Here is a 17,938-nt window from a genome sequence, read left to right as displayed (position 1 = left end):
TCCCTTATTGGTTTTCCTGAGATCGTTATGGTCCTACTCCGCCGCATCGCGGTTGGTGCTGTCCATGTTTTTCTGGCGCAAGGCGGCAAGAATTTTCTCCGGCGTCGCGGGCAATGAGGTGATTCGCACGCCGACGGCATCGTAAATGGCATTCAGAATGGCCGGCACCGTCGGCACCAGAGCCGGTTCGCCGATCCCCTTGGCCCCGAGCGGGCTCAAGGGGTCCGGGTCCTCGATGATGATCGAATTGATCTGCGGCACGTCCAGTGACGTGGGCAGGATGTATTTGGCAAAGCTATCGGTAGAGGTATGGCCCTCGGTCAGTTTGTAGTCTTCCATCAGCGCCTGTCCCAGGCCCTGGATGACCGCCCCTTCGATCTGACCCTCGACGCCGCGCGGATTGACCGCCCGGCCCACATCATGGGCCGCCCAGATGCCCAGCACCTGGACCTCGCCGGTCCGGGTGTCCACCTCGACTTCCGCCACCTGAGCCCCGAACACATAGGCCTGCCAGGGTTTGCCAGACCCATTCACAGGGTCGAGGCCAGTATGGTGGGCAGTGTAGTTGCCGGAGCCGACGGGCACGAAACCGCGCTTGGTCTTGCAAACATGCACCGCTTCGGCCATGGTCATGCGTAGGTTACTGTCACGGACCCAAATCTGGCCGTTGGCGGCTTCGATGCGGTCCGGCTCCACATCCCAATGGGCGGCCATTTGCTTGTCGAATTTTTCGCGCGCATCGCGGCAGGCCAGGGCCACCGCGTTGGCGATCATGTAAGTCTGGCGGGTCGCCCCGGCATGGGCCGCCTCTGGGGAGCGGGCGGTGTCGTTGTCGCCGAGGGTGATATCTTCGGGACGAATGCCCAGTTCGTCCGCCGCCACTTGGGCCAGCACGGTCAGAATGCCTTCGCCGATTTCGGTCACCCCGGTCACCACCTTGGCGGTGCCGCCGTCGTCCAGTTCGACCCAGGCTCCGGCCCGGTCCATGGCCGCCGTGCGGGCAATGCCATACCATGAAGCCGCCATGCCGCGACCGCGCACCCGTCCCGAAGCGGTATCGGGGGACGCGCTCAGGCGCGCGCCCAGGGCACAGGGGGCGCGGGTGTCGGCGCGTCCGGTATCGCCGCGCGTGGCGCCGCGCACATGGGGCGGGCCGCTTTCCCAGCCGGAGCCTTCCTTGGCCGCCTCCAGGACCCGGTGCGCGCTGACCGAGTCCAGGCGCTGTTGGGTATGGGTGGTATCGCCGACCTTGAAGGCGTTGATGCGGCGGATTTCGAAGGGGTCCAGGCCCAGATGGGCGGCGCAGAGATCAAGATGGGTTTCGGTGGCGAACTGGCTCTGCATGGCCCCGAAGGTGCGGAAGGCGCCGCTCGGGGTGTTGTTGGTATAGATGCCGAACGTCTCAATTTTGACGTTGGGAATGGCATAGGGGCCGGGGCCAAGAATGGCCATTTTGCGCATCACCCCCTCGGTGGACATGCCATAGGCCCCGCCGTCGCAAATGGCGGTGATGCTGCTGGCGGTGATCCGCCCGTTGCGTTTCAGACCCATTTTGTAGGAAATGCGCGCCGGATGACGTTTAGAGGTGGAGATGATGGATTCCTCACGGCTGAACACCAGACGCACCGGGCGGCCGGTGCGCAGGGCCGCCAGGGCCAGCATGCCTTGATAGATCATGTCTTCCTTGCCGCCGAAGCCGCCGCCGACCGGGCTCATGATCATGCGCACTTTGTTGATCGGCAGGTCAAGAATATCAGACAGCATGTGGCGATGGTGGGTGATATTCTGGCTTGGCGACAAGATGGTCACCACGCCATCCGCATCCACGTAAGCCAGCCCCGCTTCCGGTTCCAGATAGGCATGTTCTACCTGCTGGGTTTGGTAAGTGTTTTCGATGATCACATCGGCCTCGGCAAAGCCCTGTTCCGGGTCGCCCTTGCAGATGGGAATATGCTTGACCAGATTGCCCGGGGCGCTGTCATGCAGTTGCGGGGCATCGGGCAGCATGGCTTGTTCCGGGTCGAACAGGGCGGGCAGGTCTTCGTAGGTCACGTCGATCAGGCGCAGCGCCTGCTTGGCGGTCTCGATGTCCTCGGCCACCACGGCGGCGACGGCCTCGCCCACATAGCGCACCTTGTCCCGGGCCATGATCGGCTGATCATGCACAAACACCCCGAAGCCGTCGATGCCGGGTACGTCGGCACAGGTCAGAACCGCCTCGACACCCGCCAGGGCTTCCGCCCGGGAGGTGTCGAGGCACACAATGCGGGCATGCGGTCGGGGGGAGCGCAGCACCTGCATGTGCAACATGTTGGGCATCACCATGTCACCGGCATACTTGAGCGCGCCGGACACTTTGCCCGGGGCGTCAATGCGGCGCACGTTGCTGCCGACGAAACGGTCTCTCTCCGCTTCGGCGTCGAGGGCCGTCGCCGGAAGGGTGCCGTTGATCACATCGCGGGCCAGTTCGACCGCCTCGACGATTTTTTGATAACCGGTGCAGCGACAAATATTGCCGCCCATGCGTTCCTTGATTTCAGCCTGATCCGCCTGGGGATTGTCGCGCAGGGTGGCGGTGGCGGCCATCACCATGCCGGGGATGCAATAGCCGCACTGGCTGGCCCCGACCTTGTAGAACGCCTTCTGCACCGGGGTCAGGTCGCCCCGTCCGGCCAGACCTTCCACAGTTTCGATGGTTGCGCCATCGGCCTTGGCTAACGGCATCAGACAGGCTTTCATCAGCCGCCCGTCGACGAACACCGAACAGGTGCCGCATTCTCCGGCCCCGCAGCCTTCCTTGGTGCCGGTCAGGTGCAGTTCGTCGCGCAAGAAATCTATCAGCCGCCAATGGGCCTTGGCCTGGCGCTTGACCAGACGTCCGTTGACCGTCATTTCGATGAGGATCTCAGCCATGGGTCGCCTTTCTATCCTCTGTCAGATGCACCCCGGCCTCGGCCAGGGCATGGCGGAGGACCCGTTCAGTGAAGCCCTCGACCACCGCGCGGCGATAATCTCGGCGGGTCCGCGAGGCGACCCGATCCACCGGCATTTGGGCGGCCTGGGCGATGATGTCGGCATTGATTGGCTGTCCGCGCAGGACATCTTCCACATCACGCAGCCGCATGGGCACCGGTCCGACGCCGCCCAGAGCCAGACGGACATCTTCGAAGCGCGTGCCGTCCACCGTCGGTTTGACGCAGCAGGTGGCACAGGCGATGGAGATGACGAGCGAGCGCCGTTGCCCGACCTTTTCGAATGCCCCGCCATATCCGGACGCAGAATCGCAGGTCACGGCGGTGACGATTTCGCCCGGTTGCAGGGTGGTCTTGCCCGGACCGGTAATAAAGGTTTCCAGCGGCTGCGAACGGGTCATGATTTGTCCGTCCTGTAAGCAGGCAATCTCGACGACGGCATCCAGGGCGACCATCGGTGGCACGCCGTCGGCGGCGGGAGAGGCATTGACGATGTTGCCGACCAGGGTGGCCTGGCGACGGATTTGGTCATCGGCGAACCAGACGGCGCAGAACCGCATGTGCGGCAGGTGAGCAGCCAGGGCGGGGTCTTCCAGAAAACGCTGAAACACCAGATTGGCCCCCAGGCGCAGTCGACCGTCGGGGAGGACCTCGTAGCCGTCGCTGTCAGGGAACCGGGAAAGATCAATCAGGGTCGGCACATGGGCGTCCCCGGCCCGGCCCTGGCGAGCCCAGGGCAGGGTATCGGTGGCCCCGGCGAGCAGACGGCTCCCTTGCGGCGCTTCCGACCAGACCTGCAAGGCCTCTTGCAGGGTCCGAGGGGTCAGATAGCGGTCGCAGGTGAGCATGGGCGTTACTCCGCCGCCGCTTTTTGGGTGTTGGCGAAATTGTTTTTCACCACCACCTTGATGGCGTCGTCCACCCGGTCCTTGGCATGGCGGATGGCTTCCGGCAGGTCGTCCATGTCGAAGGTATGGGTATGGATCAGGGTGGCGTCGAAGCGCTTCTGTTCCATGAAGGCCGCCGCCCGATGGGTGCCGCTCTTGCCTTCACCCCTGATGGCGTAAATATAGATGTTGTTGCGCACCAGATAGGCCACATCCACCGGCACCGGTTCGCCAGGGAAGGCCTGCAAACAGATCTTGCCGCCCCGGTTGACCATCTGCGCCGCGTCGTTCAGGCCGGTCGCGCCGCCGGAACATTCCAGCACGTAGTCGGCCCCGATGCCGCCGGTATAGTCGCGGACCTTGGCCACCGCATCTTCGTTGCGCACATTGATGGTATGGTCGGCCCCCAGCCTCTTGCCCATCTCCAGGCGGTTATCCCGGGTGCCGGTCAGGATTACCGGCTGCGCGCCCAGGGCCTTGGCCACCGCCACCCCGAGCAGCCCGATGGGGCCGGGGCCAATCACGGCCACACTCTCTCCGGCGATCAGGCCGCCCACCTCGGTCAGGCCATACATGGAGGTCCCGGCGGTGACCACCAGGGTGGCTTCCTCGTCGCTCATGGTTTCGGGCACATGGATCAGCGTGTTGATGTTGTTGACCGCATATTCACAAAAGCCGCCGTCGGTGGAGAAGCCGTTGGCCCGATGGCCCTTGTCCACATCGCCGTAGTTCTTGCCGTAGTTATGGCAGGACGTATACATGCCCTGGCGGCAGCGTTTGCATTGGCCGCAACCGGCGTGAATTTCCACCGTCACCCGATCACCAATGGCATATTCATCGACCCCCGGACCGAGGGCGACCACAGTGCCCATGTATTCATGGCCCGGCGTGAAGTTCTTGTTGAACGGCTGGCCGCCTTCAATGAGCGCGGGCGGCCCCTTGTAGATGATTTCCAGATCGGTGCCGCAGACGGCGATGGCGTCGATGCGCACCAGCGCCTCGGCCTTGCCCGGCACCGGAACCGGTTTCACGGTCTTGCGCAATTGGCCGGGATCATCGAGCACCCAGGCCTTCTGGGTTTCGGGGATCGGGAAGTCGGGGCTGGTCTTCACATTATTTGGCATAGCCATGCCGCAGCACTCCTTACGTGTTTGTCATGGGGTGTCGGAGGGGGGCGGGGAAACGCGGCCCGTCGTTCCGCCCAGGTTGTCGGAAATGGCGCGCGCCGTGGCCTTCACATCGTCCTCGATGGCCCGAAGATAGTCCTTGCTGGCGCGCATGGACGGCAGCGAACAACTGAAGGAGCCGATGACGGCACCGGATGAGTCGCGGATGGCGGCCCCGACACAGACCACGCCGGGCTGAAACTCCTCCCGGTCCAGAGCAAAACCGTTGCGACGCACCAGACGGCGCTCTTCGGTCAGCAGGTCCCGGTCGGTGATGGTCTTGTCGGTAAAACGCTCCAGGCCGGTGCGCTGCAACAGCCGCTCGACCTCGCGCTCCGGCAACCAGGCCAGGATGGCCTTGCCGGTGGCGGTGGCATGGAAGGCGCTGGATTTGCCGCCCGCGCCGGAGACCACGCGCACCGTGTGACGTGACTCCAGACGGGACAGGGTGACCAACTCGTCCCCTTGCAGGGTGGCCAGGTGGACGGTCTCGCCGGTCCGCTCGTTGAGGTCGCGCAACGGGGCCATGGCCACGTCGGACAGGTCGAACTGGCGCAGCCGCGACCCGCTGAGTTCCGAAACCATGTTGCCGAGAAAATAGGCGCGGTCCCTGCCGGACTGGGCCACATAGCCGCGATCCATCAGGGTGCTCAGGAGATGGTGGCAGGTGCTAACGTTGAGGCCCAGGTCCTGGGAAATCTGATTCAGCCGCGCCCCCCCATGGGCGTTGGCGAGCAATTCCAGCAACGACAGGGCCCGGTCGACCGATTGAATGCGGCGCCGAACAGGAGGTTCTGTCTCGACGACGGTCGATGACAAATCCTGCGCTGCCATCAGTGCCTGCGATGATTTGTTCATGCCCACTCTCCCAATCGGCCCAGGTCGTTTCTTGCGCACGATCCCGGCTCACCCCCAAGGGTAACGTGGAATGGGATATTTTTGCAATGGGAAATCTACATTTCACATTATGAAATCATTTTGAGGCCCCCTCGAAGTCCCTTGGGCTGTCCAGATCCCTCAGGATTCCGTCGTCGGTGACCGACACCGTGCGGACCTGTGCCGAATGACCGGCGAGCAGGGATCGCGCCCCCTGGTCGCCGGTCAAGTCACCGATAGCGGGGAAAAAAGCTCGCGGCCACAGCACCGGGTTGCCCCGATGTCCCTGATACATGGGCAGGCAGATGCCGCCGCTTTCCTCGAAGCAGGTGAGCAGGGCCGTCACGGTCTGCGGTTGCACGAAGGGCATATCACCGAGCATCACCAGCACCCCCGCCCGGTCATCGGGGAGGGCCTCGATGCCGACTTTCAGCGACGTGCTCAGGCCGTCCTTGAAACGCGGATTATGCACGAAATGGAGGCCCTGCCCGCCGAGGCTGTCGCGTACCCGCGCCGCCTCAAATCCGGTAACAATCCAAATGTCCTGGCGCAGGGTCGTCGGGATGCCATCAAGCACATGGTGCAACACGGGCTTGCCGTTCAGCGGGGCCAGCAGCTTGTTGACGCCGCCCATGCGCCGCGACTGTCCGGCGGCCAGAACCAGCACCGCGACTCGAGGTTTGGCCGCTGCGGGCAGCGCCTCCAGGGTCATCGGCGAGGGTCCTTGCCATGCTGCACGGCGATCACTTCGGCCAGAATGGAAATGGCAATTTCCTGCGGCGTGCGGGCCCCGATATCCAGCCCGACGGGACCATGCAGCCGGGCCAGATCGGTCTCCGAATATCCGGCCTTGCGCAGGCGGTTGAGGCGCTTTTCCTGGTTTCGGCGACTGCCCAGACAGCCGATATAGAAGGCCTTGGACTCCAGGGCCAGGCGCAGGGCGGGATCATCGAGCATCGGATCATGGGCCAGGGCGACCACGGCACAGCCGGCGTCGAGTCCCAGCCTTGGCAGCGCCTTGTCCGCCGTGTCGGTGAGGATGGTCACCCCGGGCAGCCGCTCGGGACGGGCAAAGGCCGGACGGGGATCTATGACGAAGGTCTCGAAGCCGACCTGCGCGCCCAGGGGGGCCAGGGTCTGAGCGATATGCACCGCGCCGATGACGATCAGCCGACGGGGCGGGGCGTAGACGACGACCATCAAATCCCGTCCCTCGGCCTGCAAGGGACCGCATTCCGCCGCATCGCGCATGCGCAGGGCCGCCGCCCGGGTCGTCTCGTCGAGGCATAGTGAGCCATCGGTTTTGCTCTCCCCGAGCAGGGCCCAATGGCCGTTGGCGAGGTCGATCACCCGGGCCACGGGACGAACGTCGATCAAATCGGCGATCAGGCCGGGCGCGGTGAGGGGTTCGACGAAAACCCGCAACGTCCCGCCGCAGGCCAGGCGCACCTCCTGGGCCTGTTCGGTGGTGATGCCGTATTCGAGCACTCGCGGCTGACCCTCGGCCATGATGTCCAGGGCCTCGGAGACCAGAAATCCCTCGATACAGCCGCCGGAGACCGATCCGGCGAAGGCCCCCTTGTCATTGACCACCAGATGACTGCCCAGCGGGCGCGGGGCCGAACCCCAGGTGCCGACCACGGTCGCCAGGGCCACGCCGTGCCCCTCGTCCAGCCAGTCGCGGGCCACTTTCAGAGGATCGTCGGCGGGGGTCATGGGCGCTCTCCTTGGGTTGGTTTTTTTTATCCTCGGGGGAGCTTCGGGTCTGCGTCAAGCCAATCCGGGCTCGCCTCAGGGGGATCTCGATGATACAAGATACCGATACATGACCAGCAGGGGCACCCGATCATGACCCGTGAAATCCGCAATGCCTGGGGCCTGATGGGCATTGCGGTGGTGTTCTGGGGCCTCAATTGGCCGGTCATGAAAATCGGCATTGATCATATCGGGCCGCTGTGGTTCGCCGCCTTGCGGGTGCTGTTGAGTGCCATCGTGCTGTTTGCCTTCCTGGGTCTGCGCCGACGAGTAAGCCTTCCAACCCGGTCCGAATTGCCGGTGCTGTTGAGCGTCGGCGGGGTCCAGATTGGCATCTGCATGGCTTTGTTGCATGCGTCCCTGCTGTTCGTCGATGCGGGGCGGGCCGCCGTTTTGGCCTATACCATTCCCCTGTGGGCGGCGCCCATGGCGATCCTGTTCCTGGGCGAGAAACTGACGGCGCGCAAGGCCCTGGGTATCGGCCTCGGCGGGGCCGGAATCGCCGTGCTGTTCAATCCGCTGAGTTTTCCTTGGGGTTGGAATGCTCCGACTTTCGGCAATGCCCTGCCCTTGATTTCTGCCGTTTTATGGGCTGCCGTCCTGGTGCATGTGCGGGCGCACGGCTGGCGACGGCCACATCTTTCCCTGTTGCCCTGGCAATTGTTGATTGGCGGGATTGTCCTGAGCGGAGTCGCCCTGGTCGGCGAGGGTCTGCCGCGCCTCACACCAAGCTTCGATCTGCTGTGGATTCTAGGCTACAACGCCCTGGTGGCAACGGTCTTGTGCTTCTGGTGCTATATCGGCGCGGCGCGGGTGCTGCCCGCCAACACCACGGCCATTTCCTCCCTCGGCATTCCGGTGGTCGGGTTGATCTCCTCGGCGGTTTTCCTGGGAGAGCCCCTAACCCCGACCACCCTGGGCGGCATGGCGTTGATTGCCGCCGGAATCGTGGCCTCCTCGCTGGACAGGGGAAAACCGCTTATTCATACGAAGGTGTGATATTGCGCACAGTTTTTTGTATGAATTTGACTAAAATTTAAGTCCAAGGGGGAGAACACGGCAAGCGTCCTCACATAAAAAACGACTGGGTTTGTTTGGGAAAACTGGGTCATGCCTGGGTCAGCGGGGCCGCAAGGGTGCGAGGGGTTATGCCAAACAGAAACATGAGGACTACTGTTTATTGGTTCCTGGTGGCGTCGTTCTGGGGGGCGGTGGTTTATGCCGCTTATCTGTGGAATGGGCGGAATGCCGTGGAGCATGGCCGGGAAATGGCGACCATGCGCGGACGTCTGGTTTTTGAATTGATCCAGACCACCCGACAGTGGAATGCCCGGCACGGCGGGGTCTACGTGCCGCTGACCGAAGAGACACCGGACAATCCCTATCTGATCACCTTCGAGAAGAACATCCAGACGCCCTCGGGAATCCGGCTGACCAAGGTCAATCCGGCCTATATGACTCGCCAATTGGGCGAACTCCTCTCTACGAGCCAGGTCAATATTCATCTGACCAGCCTCAATCCGCTCAATCCGGGCAACCGGGCCGATGCCTGGGAAACGGAGTCCTTGCGGGCGTTCGAGACCGGTGCCCGGGAACGCATCACCATTGAGAATGTCGGGACCGATGGCGTGTTTCGGTTCATGGCCCCGTTGAAGGTCGAGAAGCCTTGTCTGGCCTGTCACGAGGCCCAGGGCTATCGGGTCGGCGATGTTCGGGGAGGGTTGAGCGTGTCCTTTTCCGCCGGTTTCATCACCGATTACGTGGAAAATCGGCGACAGGCGGCCATTGCGCCGCATCTGATCGCCTTTCTCGCCCTGACCGGCCTGAGTTGGTTGAGTCTGGCCATCTTCCGGACCCGCGTGGTGGCCCTGGAGAAGGAAAAGCAGGCGCGTGAGCGAATCATCGAACAACGCACCCGTGATCTGGAAAACGAAATCAGCGCCCGCCGTCACTCGGAGCATGTGTTGGCCGAGCGCGAGGAAATGATTCGCTCGATTCTGGAGACCGCCGGGGAAGGAATCTATGAGATCGACCCCGACGGCATTTGCCTGATGGCCAATCCGGCGGCCGTCCGCATGCTCGGCTATGACAGCGTCGATGATCTGGTCGGTCATCCGATTCATGACATGATTCACTATAAAAATGGGGATGGCGCACCTCTGCCGTTGCACCAGTGCGCGCTGCACGAGGTCGCCCGGACCGGCAAGGCGGTCACCCTGGTCGACGAACAGTTGGTACGCCGGGATGGCACCACCTTGCCGGTGGAATGCTATTCCTACCCGGTGATGCAAGGGGGCAAAGTGGCGGCGGCAGTGGTCAGCTTTTTCGACGTGACCCGGCAGAAGCACCTGGAGGCCGAACTGCGCGCCCTGGCCATTCACGACTATCAGACGCAGATCTTCAATCGCCGCTATTTCATGGAGCGGGTGACCGATGAAATCGAGCGCACCCATCGTTATGACGTGTCCCTGTCCCTGCTGCTGTTCGACCTGGATCACTTCAAGAACGTCAACGACACCTATGGTCACGCCGCCGGGGATGCGGCCCTGGTGACCTTCGTCGATGCGGTCAGGCCGCAACTGCGGACCAGCGATACGTTCGGACGCCTCGGCGGCGAGGAATTCGCCCTGCTGTTGCCCAATACGTCGCTCGCCCAGGCCATGGTGCTAGCCGAGCGGCTGCGTGATCTGATTTCCATGGTCGTGGTGACGGCGGGGGGCGACAGCTTCGGATTCACGGTGAGTGTCGGGGTGACCAGCGTGGCGGGCCGCAAGGGGTTGAGCGTGCACGACCTAGTCAACGAGGCTGACGAGGCTCTGTATCAGGCCAAGCGACGGGGCCGGGACCGGGTGGAAATCTACGACGGCACCTCCACGGAGTCACGGGAAAAGTCGGTCAGTCGTCCAGCTTGACGGTGCGCAGCAAAAAGGCGGGCACGTGATCGCCCAGGCCGACCACCGGCTTTTCCGGCGCATTGTCGCGGCTGCGGCTACGGGGATTTTCCTTGCGCGGGCGCGGCGCGGCGGCGGCGGCTGTCGCTGGTTTCGAGGCGGGCTTGGCCGCGCGGTCAGGCTTGGCGGGCGGAGCGGTTTCTGCGGCTTCTTCCGTCTTTGCCGGTGCCGGGCTTGGGGCCGGGGCCTTTTCGGCGGCCTTGGAATGTTGCGTGCGCCGGGCGTGGCGGCCCACCATGTCGCCGGTTTCGACACCGGTGAACTCCATGCGCTCAATGGAGCGGTTCAAGAGTTGCTCAATGGCGTCGATGTATTTGGTTTCTTCGGGAATGGCCAGGGTGAAGGCGCGGCCTTCCTTGCCGGCCCGACCGGTGCGGCCAATGCGATGGATGTAATCCTCGGCATGGGTCGGCACATCGAAGTTGAACACATGGCTGAGGTCGGAAACATCAATGCCACGCGCCGCCACGTCGGAACAGACCAGCAGACGGACTTCGTCTCTCTTGAAGCGGGCGAGCATTTCGCTGCGCGCCGATTGGGTCATGTCGCCGTGCAACTGACCGACACTGAAGCCGGATTTTTCCAGCGAACGGAAAGTCACGCCCACATCCCGTTTGCGGTTGCAGAAGATAAAGGCGCTGCGTACGTCTTCCTGGCTCAGGATGGCCCGCAGGGCGGCCCGTTTCTCCTTGTGGCCGTTGGTCGTCCCGCCGCGTCCGCGCCCGGGGAGGTCGGGGGTCTTGATGACCACCAGTTTCTGGGTCACGGTATCGGCTGCCGAGGAGGGTGCGGCAACACTGATTTCCTTGGGATTGGTCAGGAAAGCATCGGCCAGACGGCGGATTTCCGGCGGCATGGTGGCAGAAAAGAACAGCGTCTGACGCAGCGGCGGCAACAGCGAAACAATGCGCTCCACATCGGGAATGAAGCCCATGTCGAGCATGCGGTCGGCTTCGTCGATGACCAGAATCTTGACGTCGCGCAGCAGCAACCCGCCGCGCTCGAACAAATCAATCAGCCGCCCCGGGGTGGCGATCAGCACATCGACGCCGCGTTCCATGATCTTTTTCTGCTCGTTCATGGACTCGCCGCCGATGAGCAGCACCTTGTTGAGCTTGTGATATTTGCCGTACTTGTCGAAATTTTCGGCCACCTGGGCGGCCAGTTCGCGGGTCGGTTCGAGAATCAGGGTGCGGGGCATCCGCGCCTTGGCGCGGCCATGGGCCAGAATGTCGATCATCGGCAGGGTAAAGGAGGCGGTCTTGCCGGTGCCCGTTTGGGCGCAGCCGAGGATGTCCCGGCTCATCAGCACATAGGGGATGGCCTTTTCCTGGATCGGTGTTGGAGTCTCGTAGCCCGCATCGGCCACGGCGCGCAGCACGTCTTCTCCTAACCCGAGATCCGCAAAACCCATATGAAGTCTATCCTGTCCTGATCAAGTGTGATTATCCTCCATTGGAGAACCAGACTTGAAACGATACCATAACGCAAGTGCACAAGTGGAGCGGATACTAGGCCCTTCCTGGCCTGAGTCAATGAAAGGTCGGGTTTGGGCGTGTCATAATGTCACAGTGTTGCTGTGATATCACATAGCCGGGGGCGGCAAGGAGGGTGTCATGTTGATGCGGACAGATGAATCGGTGCTGTTGCTGATTGATGTGCAGGAAAAGCTGTTGCCTGCCATGGCGGACCGGGAAGCGGTGGTGGCCAATGGCCGCAAGCTGCTCGCCGGGGCCGCCGCCCTGGAGGTGCCACGGCTGGTGTCGGAACAATATTCCAAAGGGCTCGGGCCAACGGTGGCCGGTCTGGCGGACGGCATCGAAGGGGCGGCGCGGATCGAGAAAATGACTTTTTCCTGTGCCCGCGATCAGGTCTGGTCGGAAACCTTCGCGGCCCTGGATCGGCGGCAGGCCGTGGTGGCCGGGATCGAGGCGCATGTCTGTGTCCTGCAAACGGTGGCCGACCTTTTGGAAAGCGGGGTCTCGGTGTTTCTGGTCGCCGACGCCATTTCATCGCGACGCCCGGAAAACAAACGGCTGGCCTGTGAGCGGATGGCGCGCATGGGGGCGCAGGTGGTGTCCACCGAAATGGTTCTGTTCGAATGGATGGAACGGGCCGGGACCCCGGTATTCAAGGATATTCAACCGCTGTTGAAAGATTAATAATCAGGAGTTCGCCCATGACACCGCTCATTCTGCCCTTTGAAGACAGTGCGCCGCAAATCGCCGACAGCGCCTTCATCGCCCCCACGGCCTGTGTGCTGGGGGATGTGACCATCGGCGAAGACAGTTCCATCTGGTACGGGGTGACGGTGCGTGGCGATGTGAACTGGATCCGTATCGGCGCCAGGTCCAATATTCAAGACAACTCCATGGTCCATGTGACCACCGCCAAATGGCCGACCACCATCGGCGATGACGTGCTGGTCGGTCATATGGCCATGATCCACGGGGCAACCCTGGAGAACGGCTGCTTCATCGGCATGAAGGCCTGTATCATGGATGGCGCGGTGGTCGAAAGTCGGTCCATGGTCGCCGCCGGAGCGCTGGTCGGTCCGGGCAAACGTATCCCGGCCGGAGAACTCTGGGCCGGTATCCCGGCGCGCAAGGTGCGCGACTTGACCTCCACGGAAATGGCAGATTTCAAGCGCGGGACCCATCACTATGTGACACTGGCCCATCGGCATAGGGCGATGCTGGCCGAGCAATAGATCAAGGGGTGGGGGGGCTCATCCGACCGGCCAGGGTCGTCACGTCGGTCGGATGCAGAAACCGGATGCCATCCACATCCCCCGAGCGGACCACACGCACGACCCCATGATCGGGGGTCACGCCCAGTTGGGCGCGCGGGGCATGTTCCTGGATCTCCAGGATTTCCGGCGCACCCCCAGCGGAGGGTTGGTTGCGCCAGCCGACGATTCGACGGGGCGTTCCGGTGGTTTCCCGGTTCAGGCTATAGGACGGCGGCCCGAGACGTGCCTCGAAATAGTCCCGCACAGCCGCATAGGCCGGGCTGGGGAAAAACCCGTGCAGGGCGGCCACCTTGTGGTCAGGATCGTAGCGGACCAGGGCCCGCGTTCCTTTAACAGGCTGCGGAAAAACTCTTCCCTTTGACGACCGGGTATGATTCGATTCCTCCTGAAAGCGACAGGGGGGGCGAGATGCGTGGCAGCGACGTTTGGACGGAGAGCCTGTTTTCGTATGTGAGTTGCGAGGCGCGGGTTCCGGCGAGCCATCCGCTCCGACCGATCCGGGCCATCGTCGATGAGGTGCTGGAGGTCCTGTCGACGGATTTCGAGGGGATGTACGCGAAGGTGGGTCGCCCCTCGATCCCGCCGGAGAAGCTGCTCCGTGCCCTGCTGTTGCAAGCCTTCTATTCGATCCGCTCCGAGCGGCAGTTGATGGAGCAGGTCGGCTACAACCTGCTGTTCCGCTGGTTCGTGGGGCTGTCGATGGATGCGCCGGTGTGGGACGTGACGGTGTTCACCAAGAATCGCGACCGGCTGTTGGAAGGCGAGGTGGCGACCAAGTTTCTGTCGGCGGTGGTGGCGCAGGCGCGTGGCCGCGACCTGCTGTCGGACGAGCATTTCTCGGTGGACGGGACGCTGATCGACGCCTGGGCCTCGATGAAGAGCTTCCGGCCCAAGGATGGCGGCGATCCGCCTCCGGGGCCGGGGCGCAACGGCGAACGCGATTTCCGCGGCGAGAAGCGCTCGAACCAGACCCATGCCTCGACCACCGATCCCGACGCCAAGCTGTACCGCAAAGCCAACGGCCAATCCTCGCGCATGGCCTTCATGGGCCACGTGTTGATGGAGAACCGCAACGGCCTGGTGGTCGGCGCCATGGTCACCCGGGCCACCGGCACCGCCGAGCGCGAGGCGGCCCTGTCGCTGGTTGATGGCTTGGCCGCAAAGGGCCGCATCACCCTGGGCGCCGACAAGGCCTACGACGTCCGCGAATTCGTCCGCGATTTGCGGGTCCGCAAGGTCACGCCCCATATCGCCCGGAACGAGCAGGTGACCGAAACCGGTGACGTGCGCCGCCGTAGCGCCATTGATGGCCGCACAACCCGCCATCCCGGCTACGCCATCAGCTTGCGCATCCGCAAGCGGATTGAGGAGGTCTTCGGCTGGGCAAAGACCACCGGAAATTTGCGCAAGACCCGCCACAAGGGCACCGACCGCGTCGACTGGGTCTTCACCCTGACCGCCGCCGCCTACAACCTCGTCAGGCTGCCGAAGTTGATGGCTGCGGCATGACGATACCCGGACTCTGCCTCAAATCGGCAGAGTCCGGGGAAACCGGCCGCAAAAGCGGCCCGCACCCCCTCGCCGAGGCCACTGAATGGCACCGACCGATGGGGAAAGGGGCCGACCTTCCGCGTTTTTCCGCAGCCTGTTAAAGGCGGGCAGGTCGGTCACCTCGAACAGCTTTGCTGGCGCGGCGTCCCAGTCCACTGTTTCCAGGCAAAACAGCATTTGTTGACGTTGGATGCAGGAGGCCGGGACCTCCCGTTGCTGCCCCAGATACAACGGCCCCAGTCCCAATATGGCACCGTCAAGCAGGCGCGCCGGTGCCGGAGGCTGGGCCGTCATTTTCGGGGCCGGAGCGGGGGCAGGGGCGACAGGAGCCGGATCCTCGCCAAAAACGTAATTAGACATTCGTTCAAAAAAACCGGGGGCGGCCACCGGCGCAGCGGCTGGGGGCGTTTCCGAGGGTGTCGGGGGCATGGGCGTGACGGGTGCCACGGGTGCGACCGGTTCGATCACCGGCAGGCCTTGGCCGGACAGCGCATCCTCGATGGTTTCCGGCACCGGCGGGGCGGGCGGGGCGGCGGGTGCGACCGGGGTCACGGGTGCCGCCTGAACGGGTGTCGCCGAGGGGGGAGGGGCGGCTGTCGGATCGACCTTCGGTGGGGCGGGGATTTCCGAAATCTGTTGCGGCGGGCTCGGACTCCGCACCACCTCGGCCCTGGGGAGGGCCGGGGCGGTCGGCATGTCCGCAGGCAGAATCTGCGCTGGAATCTGATCCAGGTAGTTGTCGATGCTGGGCAGCACCGGCTGGTCCTGGGGCAGCGGCTGATCGGGCTTCAGGACCAGGGCTTCCTTGAGCGGCCCCCGTTGGCTTTTCTGGGCGGCGGCAATCAGTTCGGCGATTTTCGGGCGTTTGAGAAAGTGCGCGATATCCAGCGGCGTCAGGCCATGGACGTCCTGGAGGGATGGATCGGCCCCGCGCCGCAGGGCCAGGAGCGCGCCGTCCGCATCGTCTTCGACGATGGCCCGGATTAATTGCAGGATCGGTTCGGCGTCGGGGCCTTGCCCCGGGCCGGGCTCCTGCGCCGCCGCTGGCCCCAACCACAAGACCGCAGCCAGCAGGATCATGCATCCCCTTGTGATCCCACGCATGAGACTTGGTCCTCGATCCTTCGAAACGTCGACGCAGTTGTGCGCCACCCTGTCTCCGCCGTCAATATATCAACCGGAACAAGGCCACGGGCAGGGGTCAGTAATGGGGCGGCGGCTTGTCGTCCGTGGCCGCCGATTCCAGGTGGTGTTCGGCCGATTGCAGGCGGTCCCGGAGGATCAGCACTTCCCGTTTGAGAGCCTCGATGGTACGCCAGTGGTCGGCCAGCACATCGGACAGTTCATGGACCAGCCGTTCCTGCTCGGCCGCATGGGCCTCCAGGGCGTCGATGCGGTCCGACAATTCGTTCATGTCCGTGCTCCTGATGTTAGGGGGCGGATTTTAGCGGGATCCGCCCCGACAACGCGATAGAAAACGACACCTTCGCCGGTCGCCCATGCCATCGCCTCTTGTTTCCTGTGGGCGGTCCGTGTTGAACTCCTGTCATGCATGAGATGTCGCTGACCGAGAGCATGGTGCGGATCATGGAAGACCAGGCCTTGGCCCAGGGCTTCAAGACGGTCACCACTGTATGGCTGGAACTGGGGGAACTCTCCCACGCCGAGCCGGAGGCCATGCGCTTCTGCTTCGAGGCGGTGACCCGGGGCACCCTGGCCGAAGGGGCGGTACTGGAAATTATTCGCACGCCGGGTCAGGCCTGGTGCATGGACTGCGCCCAAAGCGTGGTGATTGCCCGGCGCTATGATCCCTGCCCCACCTGCGGCGGCCACAAACTTCAAGTCACCGACGGCGAGGATATGCGAATCAAGGAACTGGAAGTGACGTGAGCGATAGCGTGATCGAGACCGTGCTGGAGGTTCCATCTCTGGCTGGGACGCCGCCGGTGCTGGCACTGGGAGCCTATCTGAAGGCCACCGCCTGCGTGATCCAAGAGGGCGTGGCCTATATTTCGAAGACTCTGGGCGATCTGGGCGACCCCGAGGTCATCGCCGCCTACGACGACACGGTGGCCCGGTTGCTGGCTGAAACCGGGGCGATGCCGGTGCTGGCCGCCCATGACCTGCATCCGGATTTCCATTCGACGCTGATCGCCCCAGACTGGGCCGCCGAGACTCTGCCGGTGCAGCATCATCACGCCCATATGGCTGCCGTGGCCGCCGAGAACGGGCATCGCGGGCCTCTGCTGGGGCTGGCCCTGGATGGGTTTGGGCTGGGACCGGACAATGAGTCCTGGGGCGGTGAACTTCTGCGGGTGGAGGGAGACTCCTTCGTGCGGCTGGGGCATTTGAAACGGCTGCTCCAGCCGGGGGGAGACGTGGCGGCGCGCGAGCCCTGGCGCATGGGCGCGGCGGCGCTGCACGGGATGGGACGTGGCGGCGACATCCCGACCCTGTTCCGGGATCAAAAACACGCCGCCCTGATGCCGCAACTGCTGGAGCGGGGATTCAACTGTCCGCCGACCAGTTCCTGTGGCCGCCTGTTCGATGCGGCTTGTGGGTTGCTCCAGGTCCGTCCCGTGGCGGCCTTCGAGGGGCAGGCCCCGATGGAACTGGAAGCCCTGGTGCGGACTCCCCGCGTGCTGGACAATGGTTGGCGCATTGATGCCGAGGGCGTGCTCGACTGTGGGCCGCTGCTCAATGTGTTGCCGGGGATGGACCCGACGGCCGGAGCGGAACTGTTTCATGGCACTCTGGCGGCGGCCCTGGTGGATTGGGTGCGCCAGGCCGTCGCCCGGGGCGGGCCGTCGGTGGTCGGGCTGTCGGGGGGCTGCTTCTTCAACCGTGTCTTGACCGGGGCGGTGAGCGCGGGCTTGCAAGATGCTGGTTTCCGGGTGCTGCGTCATGCCCGGGTCTCGGCGGGAGATCCGGGACTCAGTCTGGGGCAGGCCTGGATCGCCGCCCATCATCTCCGAACGCGGGCCGGTTGAACCTTGTGAGCGACGGCAAAAAGCGCAACAGTGGCCCG

The 17,938-nt window shown here is 63.8% G+C and carries 17 protein-coding genes; 7 read left to right on the top strand and 10 right to left on the bottom strand.

The window, feature by feature from the left end; genetic code table 11:
* Positions 1-33 precede the first annotated feature (33 nt).
* The 6 genes from ACYQ1P_RS15960 to ACYQ1P_RS15935 all read right to left on the bottom strand — a co-directional run bounded on the left by ACYQ1P_RS15960 (position 34) and on the right by ACYQ1P_RS15935 (position 7,617).
* Entirely contained in the window at positions 34-2,913 is a 2,880-nt protein-coding gene (locus ACYQ1P_RS15960) for a molybdopterin-dependent oxidoreductase (protein WP_460021334.1), read from the bottom strand.
* A complete protein-coding gene (locus ACYQ1P_RS15955; protein ID WP_460021333.1) occupies positions 2,906-3,820 on the bottom strand; it encodes an FAD binding domain-containing protein in 915 nt (304 codons plus the stop codon). Before ACYQ1P_RS15955 ends, ACYQ1P_RS15960 begins: the two co-directional genes overlap by 8 nt.
* A gap of 5 nt (positions 3,821-3,825) precedes the next feature.
* Positions 3,826-4,989: a zinc-dependent alcohol dehydrogenase gene (locus ACYQ1P_RS15950; protein WP_460021332.1), complete on the bottom strand. Its 1,164-nt coding sequence runs from the start codon at positions 4,987-4,989 to the stop codon at positions 3,826-3,828.
* Between the two features lie 24 nt (positions 4,990-5,013).
* Positions 5,014-5,883: an IclR family transcriptional regulator gene (locus ACYQ1P_RS15945; protein ID WP_460021331.1), complete on the bottom strand. Its 870-nt coding sequence runs from the start codon at positions 5,881-5,883 to the stop codon at positions 5,014-5,016.
* A 115-nt stretch (positions 5,884-5,998) separates the two neighbouring features.
* Positions 5,999-6,613 carry a nucleotidyltransferase family protein gene (locus ACYQ1P_RS15940; RefSeq protein WP_460021330.1) on the bottom strand — a complete coding sequence of 205 codons (615 nt, stop codon included), beginning with the start codon at positions 6,611-6,613 and terminating at the stop codon, positions 5,999-6,001.
* A complete protein-coding gene (locus tag ACYQ1P_RS15935; RefSeq protein WP_460021329.1) occupies positions 6,610-7,617 on the bottom strand; it encodes an XdhC family protein in 1,008 nt (335 codons plus the stop codon). Before ACYQ1P_RS15935 ends, ACYQ1P_RS15940 begins: the two co-directional genes overlap by 4 nt.
* A 132-nt stretch (positions 7,618-7,749) precedes the next feature.
* Between ACYQ1P_RS15935 and ACYQ1P_RS15930 the strand changes: the two genes are divergently transcribed.
* Positions 7,750-8,655: a DMT family transporter gene (locus tag ACYQ1P_RS15930; RefSeq protein WP_460021328.1), complete on the top strand. Its 906-nt coding sequence runs from the start codon at positions 7,750-7,752 to the stop codon at positions 8,653-8,655.
* A 164-nt stretch (positions 8,656-8,819) separates the two neighbouring features.
* Positions 8,820-10,568, top strand: coding sequence for a diguanylate cyclase (locus ACYQ1P_RS15925; protein WP_460021327.1), 1,749 nt, complete (start codon positions 8,820-8,822; stop codon positions 10,566-10,568).
* On the opposite strand, the gene ACYQ1P_RS15920 is transcribed toward ACYQ1P_RS15925, so the two are convergent.
* Positions 10,552-12,021, bottom strand: coding sequence for a DEAD/DEAH box helicase (locus ACYQ1P_RS15920; RefSeq protein WP_460021326.1), 1,470 nt, complete (start codon positions 12,019-12,021; stop codon positions 10,552-10,554). The two genes, ACYQ1P_RS15925 and ACYQ1P_RS15920, sit on opposite strands and share 17 nt — an antisense overlap.
* 202 nt (positions 12,022-12,223) lie before the next feature.
* Between ACYQ1P_RS15920 and ACYQ1P_RS15915 the strand changes: the two genes are divergently transcribed.
* Together ACYQ1P_RS15915 and ACYQ1P_RS15910 are read left to right on the top strand one after the other, a co-directional pair.
* The gene (locus ACYQ1P_RS15915; protein WP_460021325.1) at positions 12,224-12,769 is read left to right on the top strand and encodes a hydrolase; all 546 of its coding nucleotides are present in this window, start codon (positions 12,224-12,226) and stop codon (positions 12,767-12,769) included.
* Positions 12,770-12,786: 17 nt separating this feature from the next.
* A complete protein-coding gene (locus ACYQ1P_RS15910) occupies positions 12,787-13,317 on the top strand; it encodes a gamma carbonic anhydrase family protein (protein WP_460021324.1) in 531 nt (176 codons plus the stop codon).
* Position 13,318: 1 nt separating this feature from the next.
* On the opposite strand, the gene ACYQ1P_RS15905 is transcribed toward ACYQ1P_RS15910, so the two are convergent.
* Positions 13,319-13,648: a hypothetical protein gene (locus tag ACYQ1P_RS15905; protein ID WP_460021323.1), complete on the bottom strand. Its 330-nt coding sequence runs from the start codon at positions 13,646-13,648 to the stop codon at positions 13,319-13,321.
* A gap of 119 nt (positions 13,649-13,767) precedes the next feature.
* Here ACYQ1P_RS15905 and ACYQ1P_RS15900 point away from each other — a divergent pair, with 119 nt between their 5' ends.
* A complete protein-coding gene (locus ACYQ1P_RS15900; protein WP_460018622.1) occupies positions 13,768-14,868 on the top strand; it encodes an IS5 family transposase in 1,101 nt (366 codons plus the stop codon).
* 18 nt (positions 14,869-14,886) lie between these two features.
* Here ACYQ1P_RS15900 and ACYQ1P_RS15895 read toward each other — a convergent pair whose 3' ends face one another.
* Positions 14,887-16,014 (bottom strand): ankyrin repeat domain-containing protein, encoded by a 1,128-nt coding sequence (locus ACYQ1P_RS15895; protein WP_460021322.1) that lies wholly within the window; start codon positions 16,012-16,014, stop codon positions 14,887-14,889.
* A gap of 97 nt (positions 16,015-16,111) precedes the next feature.
* Entirely contained in the window at positions 16,112-16,324 is a 213-nt protein-coding gene (locus tag ACYQ1P_RS15890) for a SlyX family protein (protein ID WP_460021321.1), read from the bottom strand.
* A 134-nt stretch (positions 16,325-16,458) separates the two neighbouring features.
* Between ACYQ1P_RS15890 and hypA the strand changes: the two genes are divergently transcribed.
* Together hypA and ACYQ1P_RS15880 are read left to right on the top strand one after the other, a co-directional pair.
* A complete protein-coding gene (gene hypA, locus ACYQ1P_RS15885) occupies positions 16,459-16,800 on the top strand; it encodes a hydrogenase maturation nickel metallochaperone HypA (protein WP_460021320.1) in 342 nt (113 codons plus the stop codon).
* Entirely contained in the window at positions 16,797-17,900 is a 1,104-nt protein-coding gene (locus ACYQ1P_RS15880) for a Kae1-like domain-containing protein (protein ID WP_460021319.1), read from the top strand. Before hypA ends, ACYQ1P_RS15880 begins: the two co-directional genes overlap by 4 nt.
* Positions 17,901-17,938 lie beyond the last annotated feature (38 nt).

This window comes from Magnetospira thiophila (assembly GCF_054657015.1).
Note: the sequence above shows the minus strand (reverse complement) of the source record. Positions and strands in the feature narration are given on the sequence as shown.

Excerpts from the sequence above, each read along its gene's own strand:
- ACYQ1P_RS15960 (WP_460021334.1), bottom strand. The coding sequence starts at position 2,913 with ATGGCTGAGATCCTCATCGAAATGACGGTCAACGGACGTCTGGTCAAG.
- ACYQ1P_RS15955 (WP_460021333.1), bottom strand. The coding sequence starts at position 3,820 with ATGCTCACCTGCGACCGCTATCTGACCCCTCGGACCCTGCAAGAGGCC.
- ACYQ1P_RS15950 (WP_460021332.1), bottom strand. The coding sequence starts at position 4,989 with ATGGCTATGCCAAATAATGTGAAGACCAGCCCCGACTTCCCGATCCCC.
- ACYQ1P_RS15945 (WP_460021331.1), bottom strand. The coding sequence starts at position 5,883 with ATGAACAAATCATCGCAGGCACTGATGGCAGCGCAGGATTTGTCATCG.
- ACYQ1P_RS15940 (WP_460021330.1), bottom strand. The coding sequence starts at position 6,613 with ATGACCCTGGAGGCGCTGCCCGCAGCGGCCAAACCTCGAGTCGCGGTG.
- ACYQ1P_RS15935 (WP_460021329.1), bottom strand. The coding sequence starts at position 7,617 with ATGACCCCCGCCGACGATCCTCTGAAAGTGGCCCGCGACTGGCTGGAC.
- ACYQ1P_RS15930 (WP_460021328.1), top strand. The coding sequence starts at position 7,750 with ATGACCCGTGAAATCCGCAATGCCTGGGGCCTGATGGGCATTGCGGTG.
- ACYQ1P_RS15925 (WP_460021327.1), top strand. The coding sequence starts at position 8,820 with ATGAGGACTACTGTTTATTGGTTCCTGGTGGCGTCGTTCTGGGGGGCG.
- ACYQ1P_RS15920 (WP_460021326.1), bottom strand. The coding sequence starts at position 12,021 with ATGGGTTTTGCGGATCTCGGGTTAGGAGAAGACGTGCTGCGCGCCGTG.
- ACYQ1P_RS15915 (WP_460021325.1), top strand. The coding sequence starts at position 12,224 with ATGTTGATGCGGACAGATGAATCGGTGCTGTTGCTGATTGATGTGCAG.
- ACYQ1P_RS15910 (WP_460021324.1), top strand. The coding sequence starts at position 12,787 with ATGACACCGCTCATTCTGCCCTTTGAAGACAGTGCGCCGCAAATCGCC.
- ACYQ1P_RS15900 (WP_460018622.1), top strand. The coding sequence starts at position 13,768 with ATGCGTGGCAGCGACGTTTGGACGGAGAGCCTGTTTTCGTATGTGAGT.
- ACYQ1P_RS15895 (WP_460021322.1), bottom strand. The coding sequence starts at position 16,014 with ATGCGTGGGATCACAAGGGGATGCATGATCCTGCTGGCTGCGGTCTTG.
- ACYQ1P_RS15890 (WP_460021321.1), bottom strand. The coding sequence starts at position 16,324 with ATGAACGAATTGTCGGACCGCATCGACGCCCTGGAGGCCCATGCGGCC.
- hypA (WP_460021320.1), top strand. The coding sequence starts at position 16,459 with ATGCATGAGATGTCGCTGACCGAGAGCATGGTGCGGATCATGGAAGAC.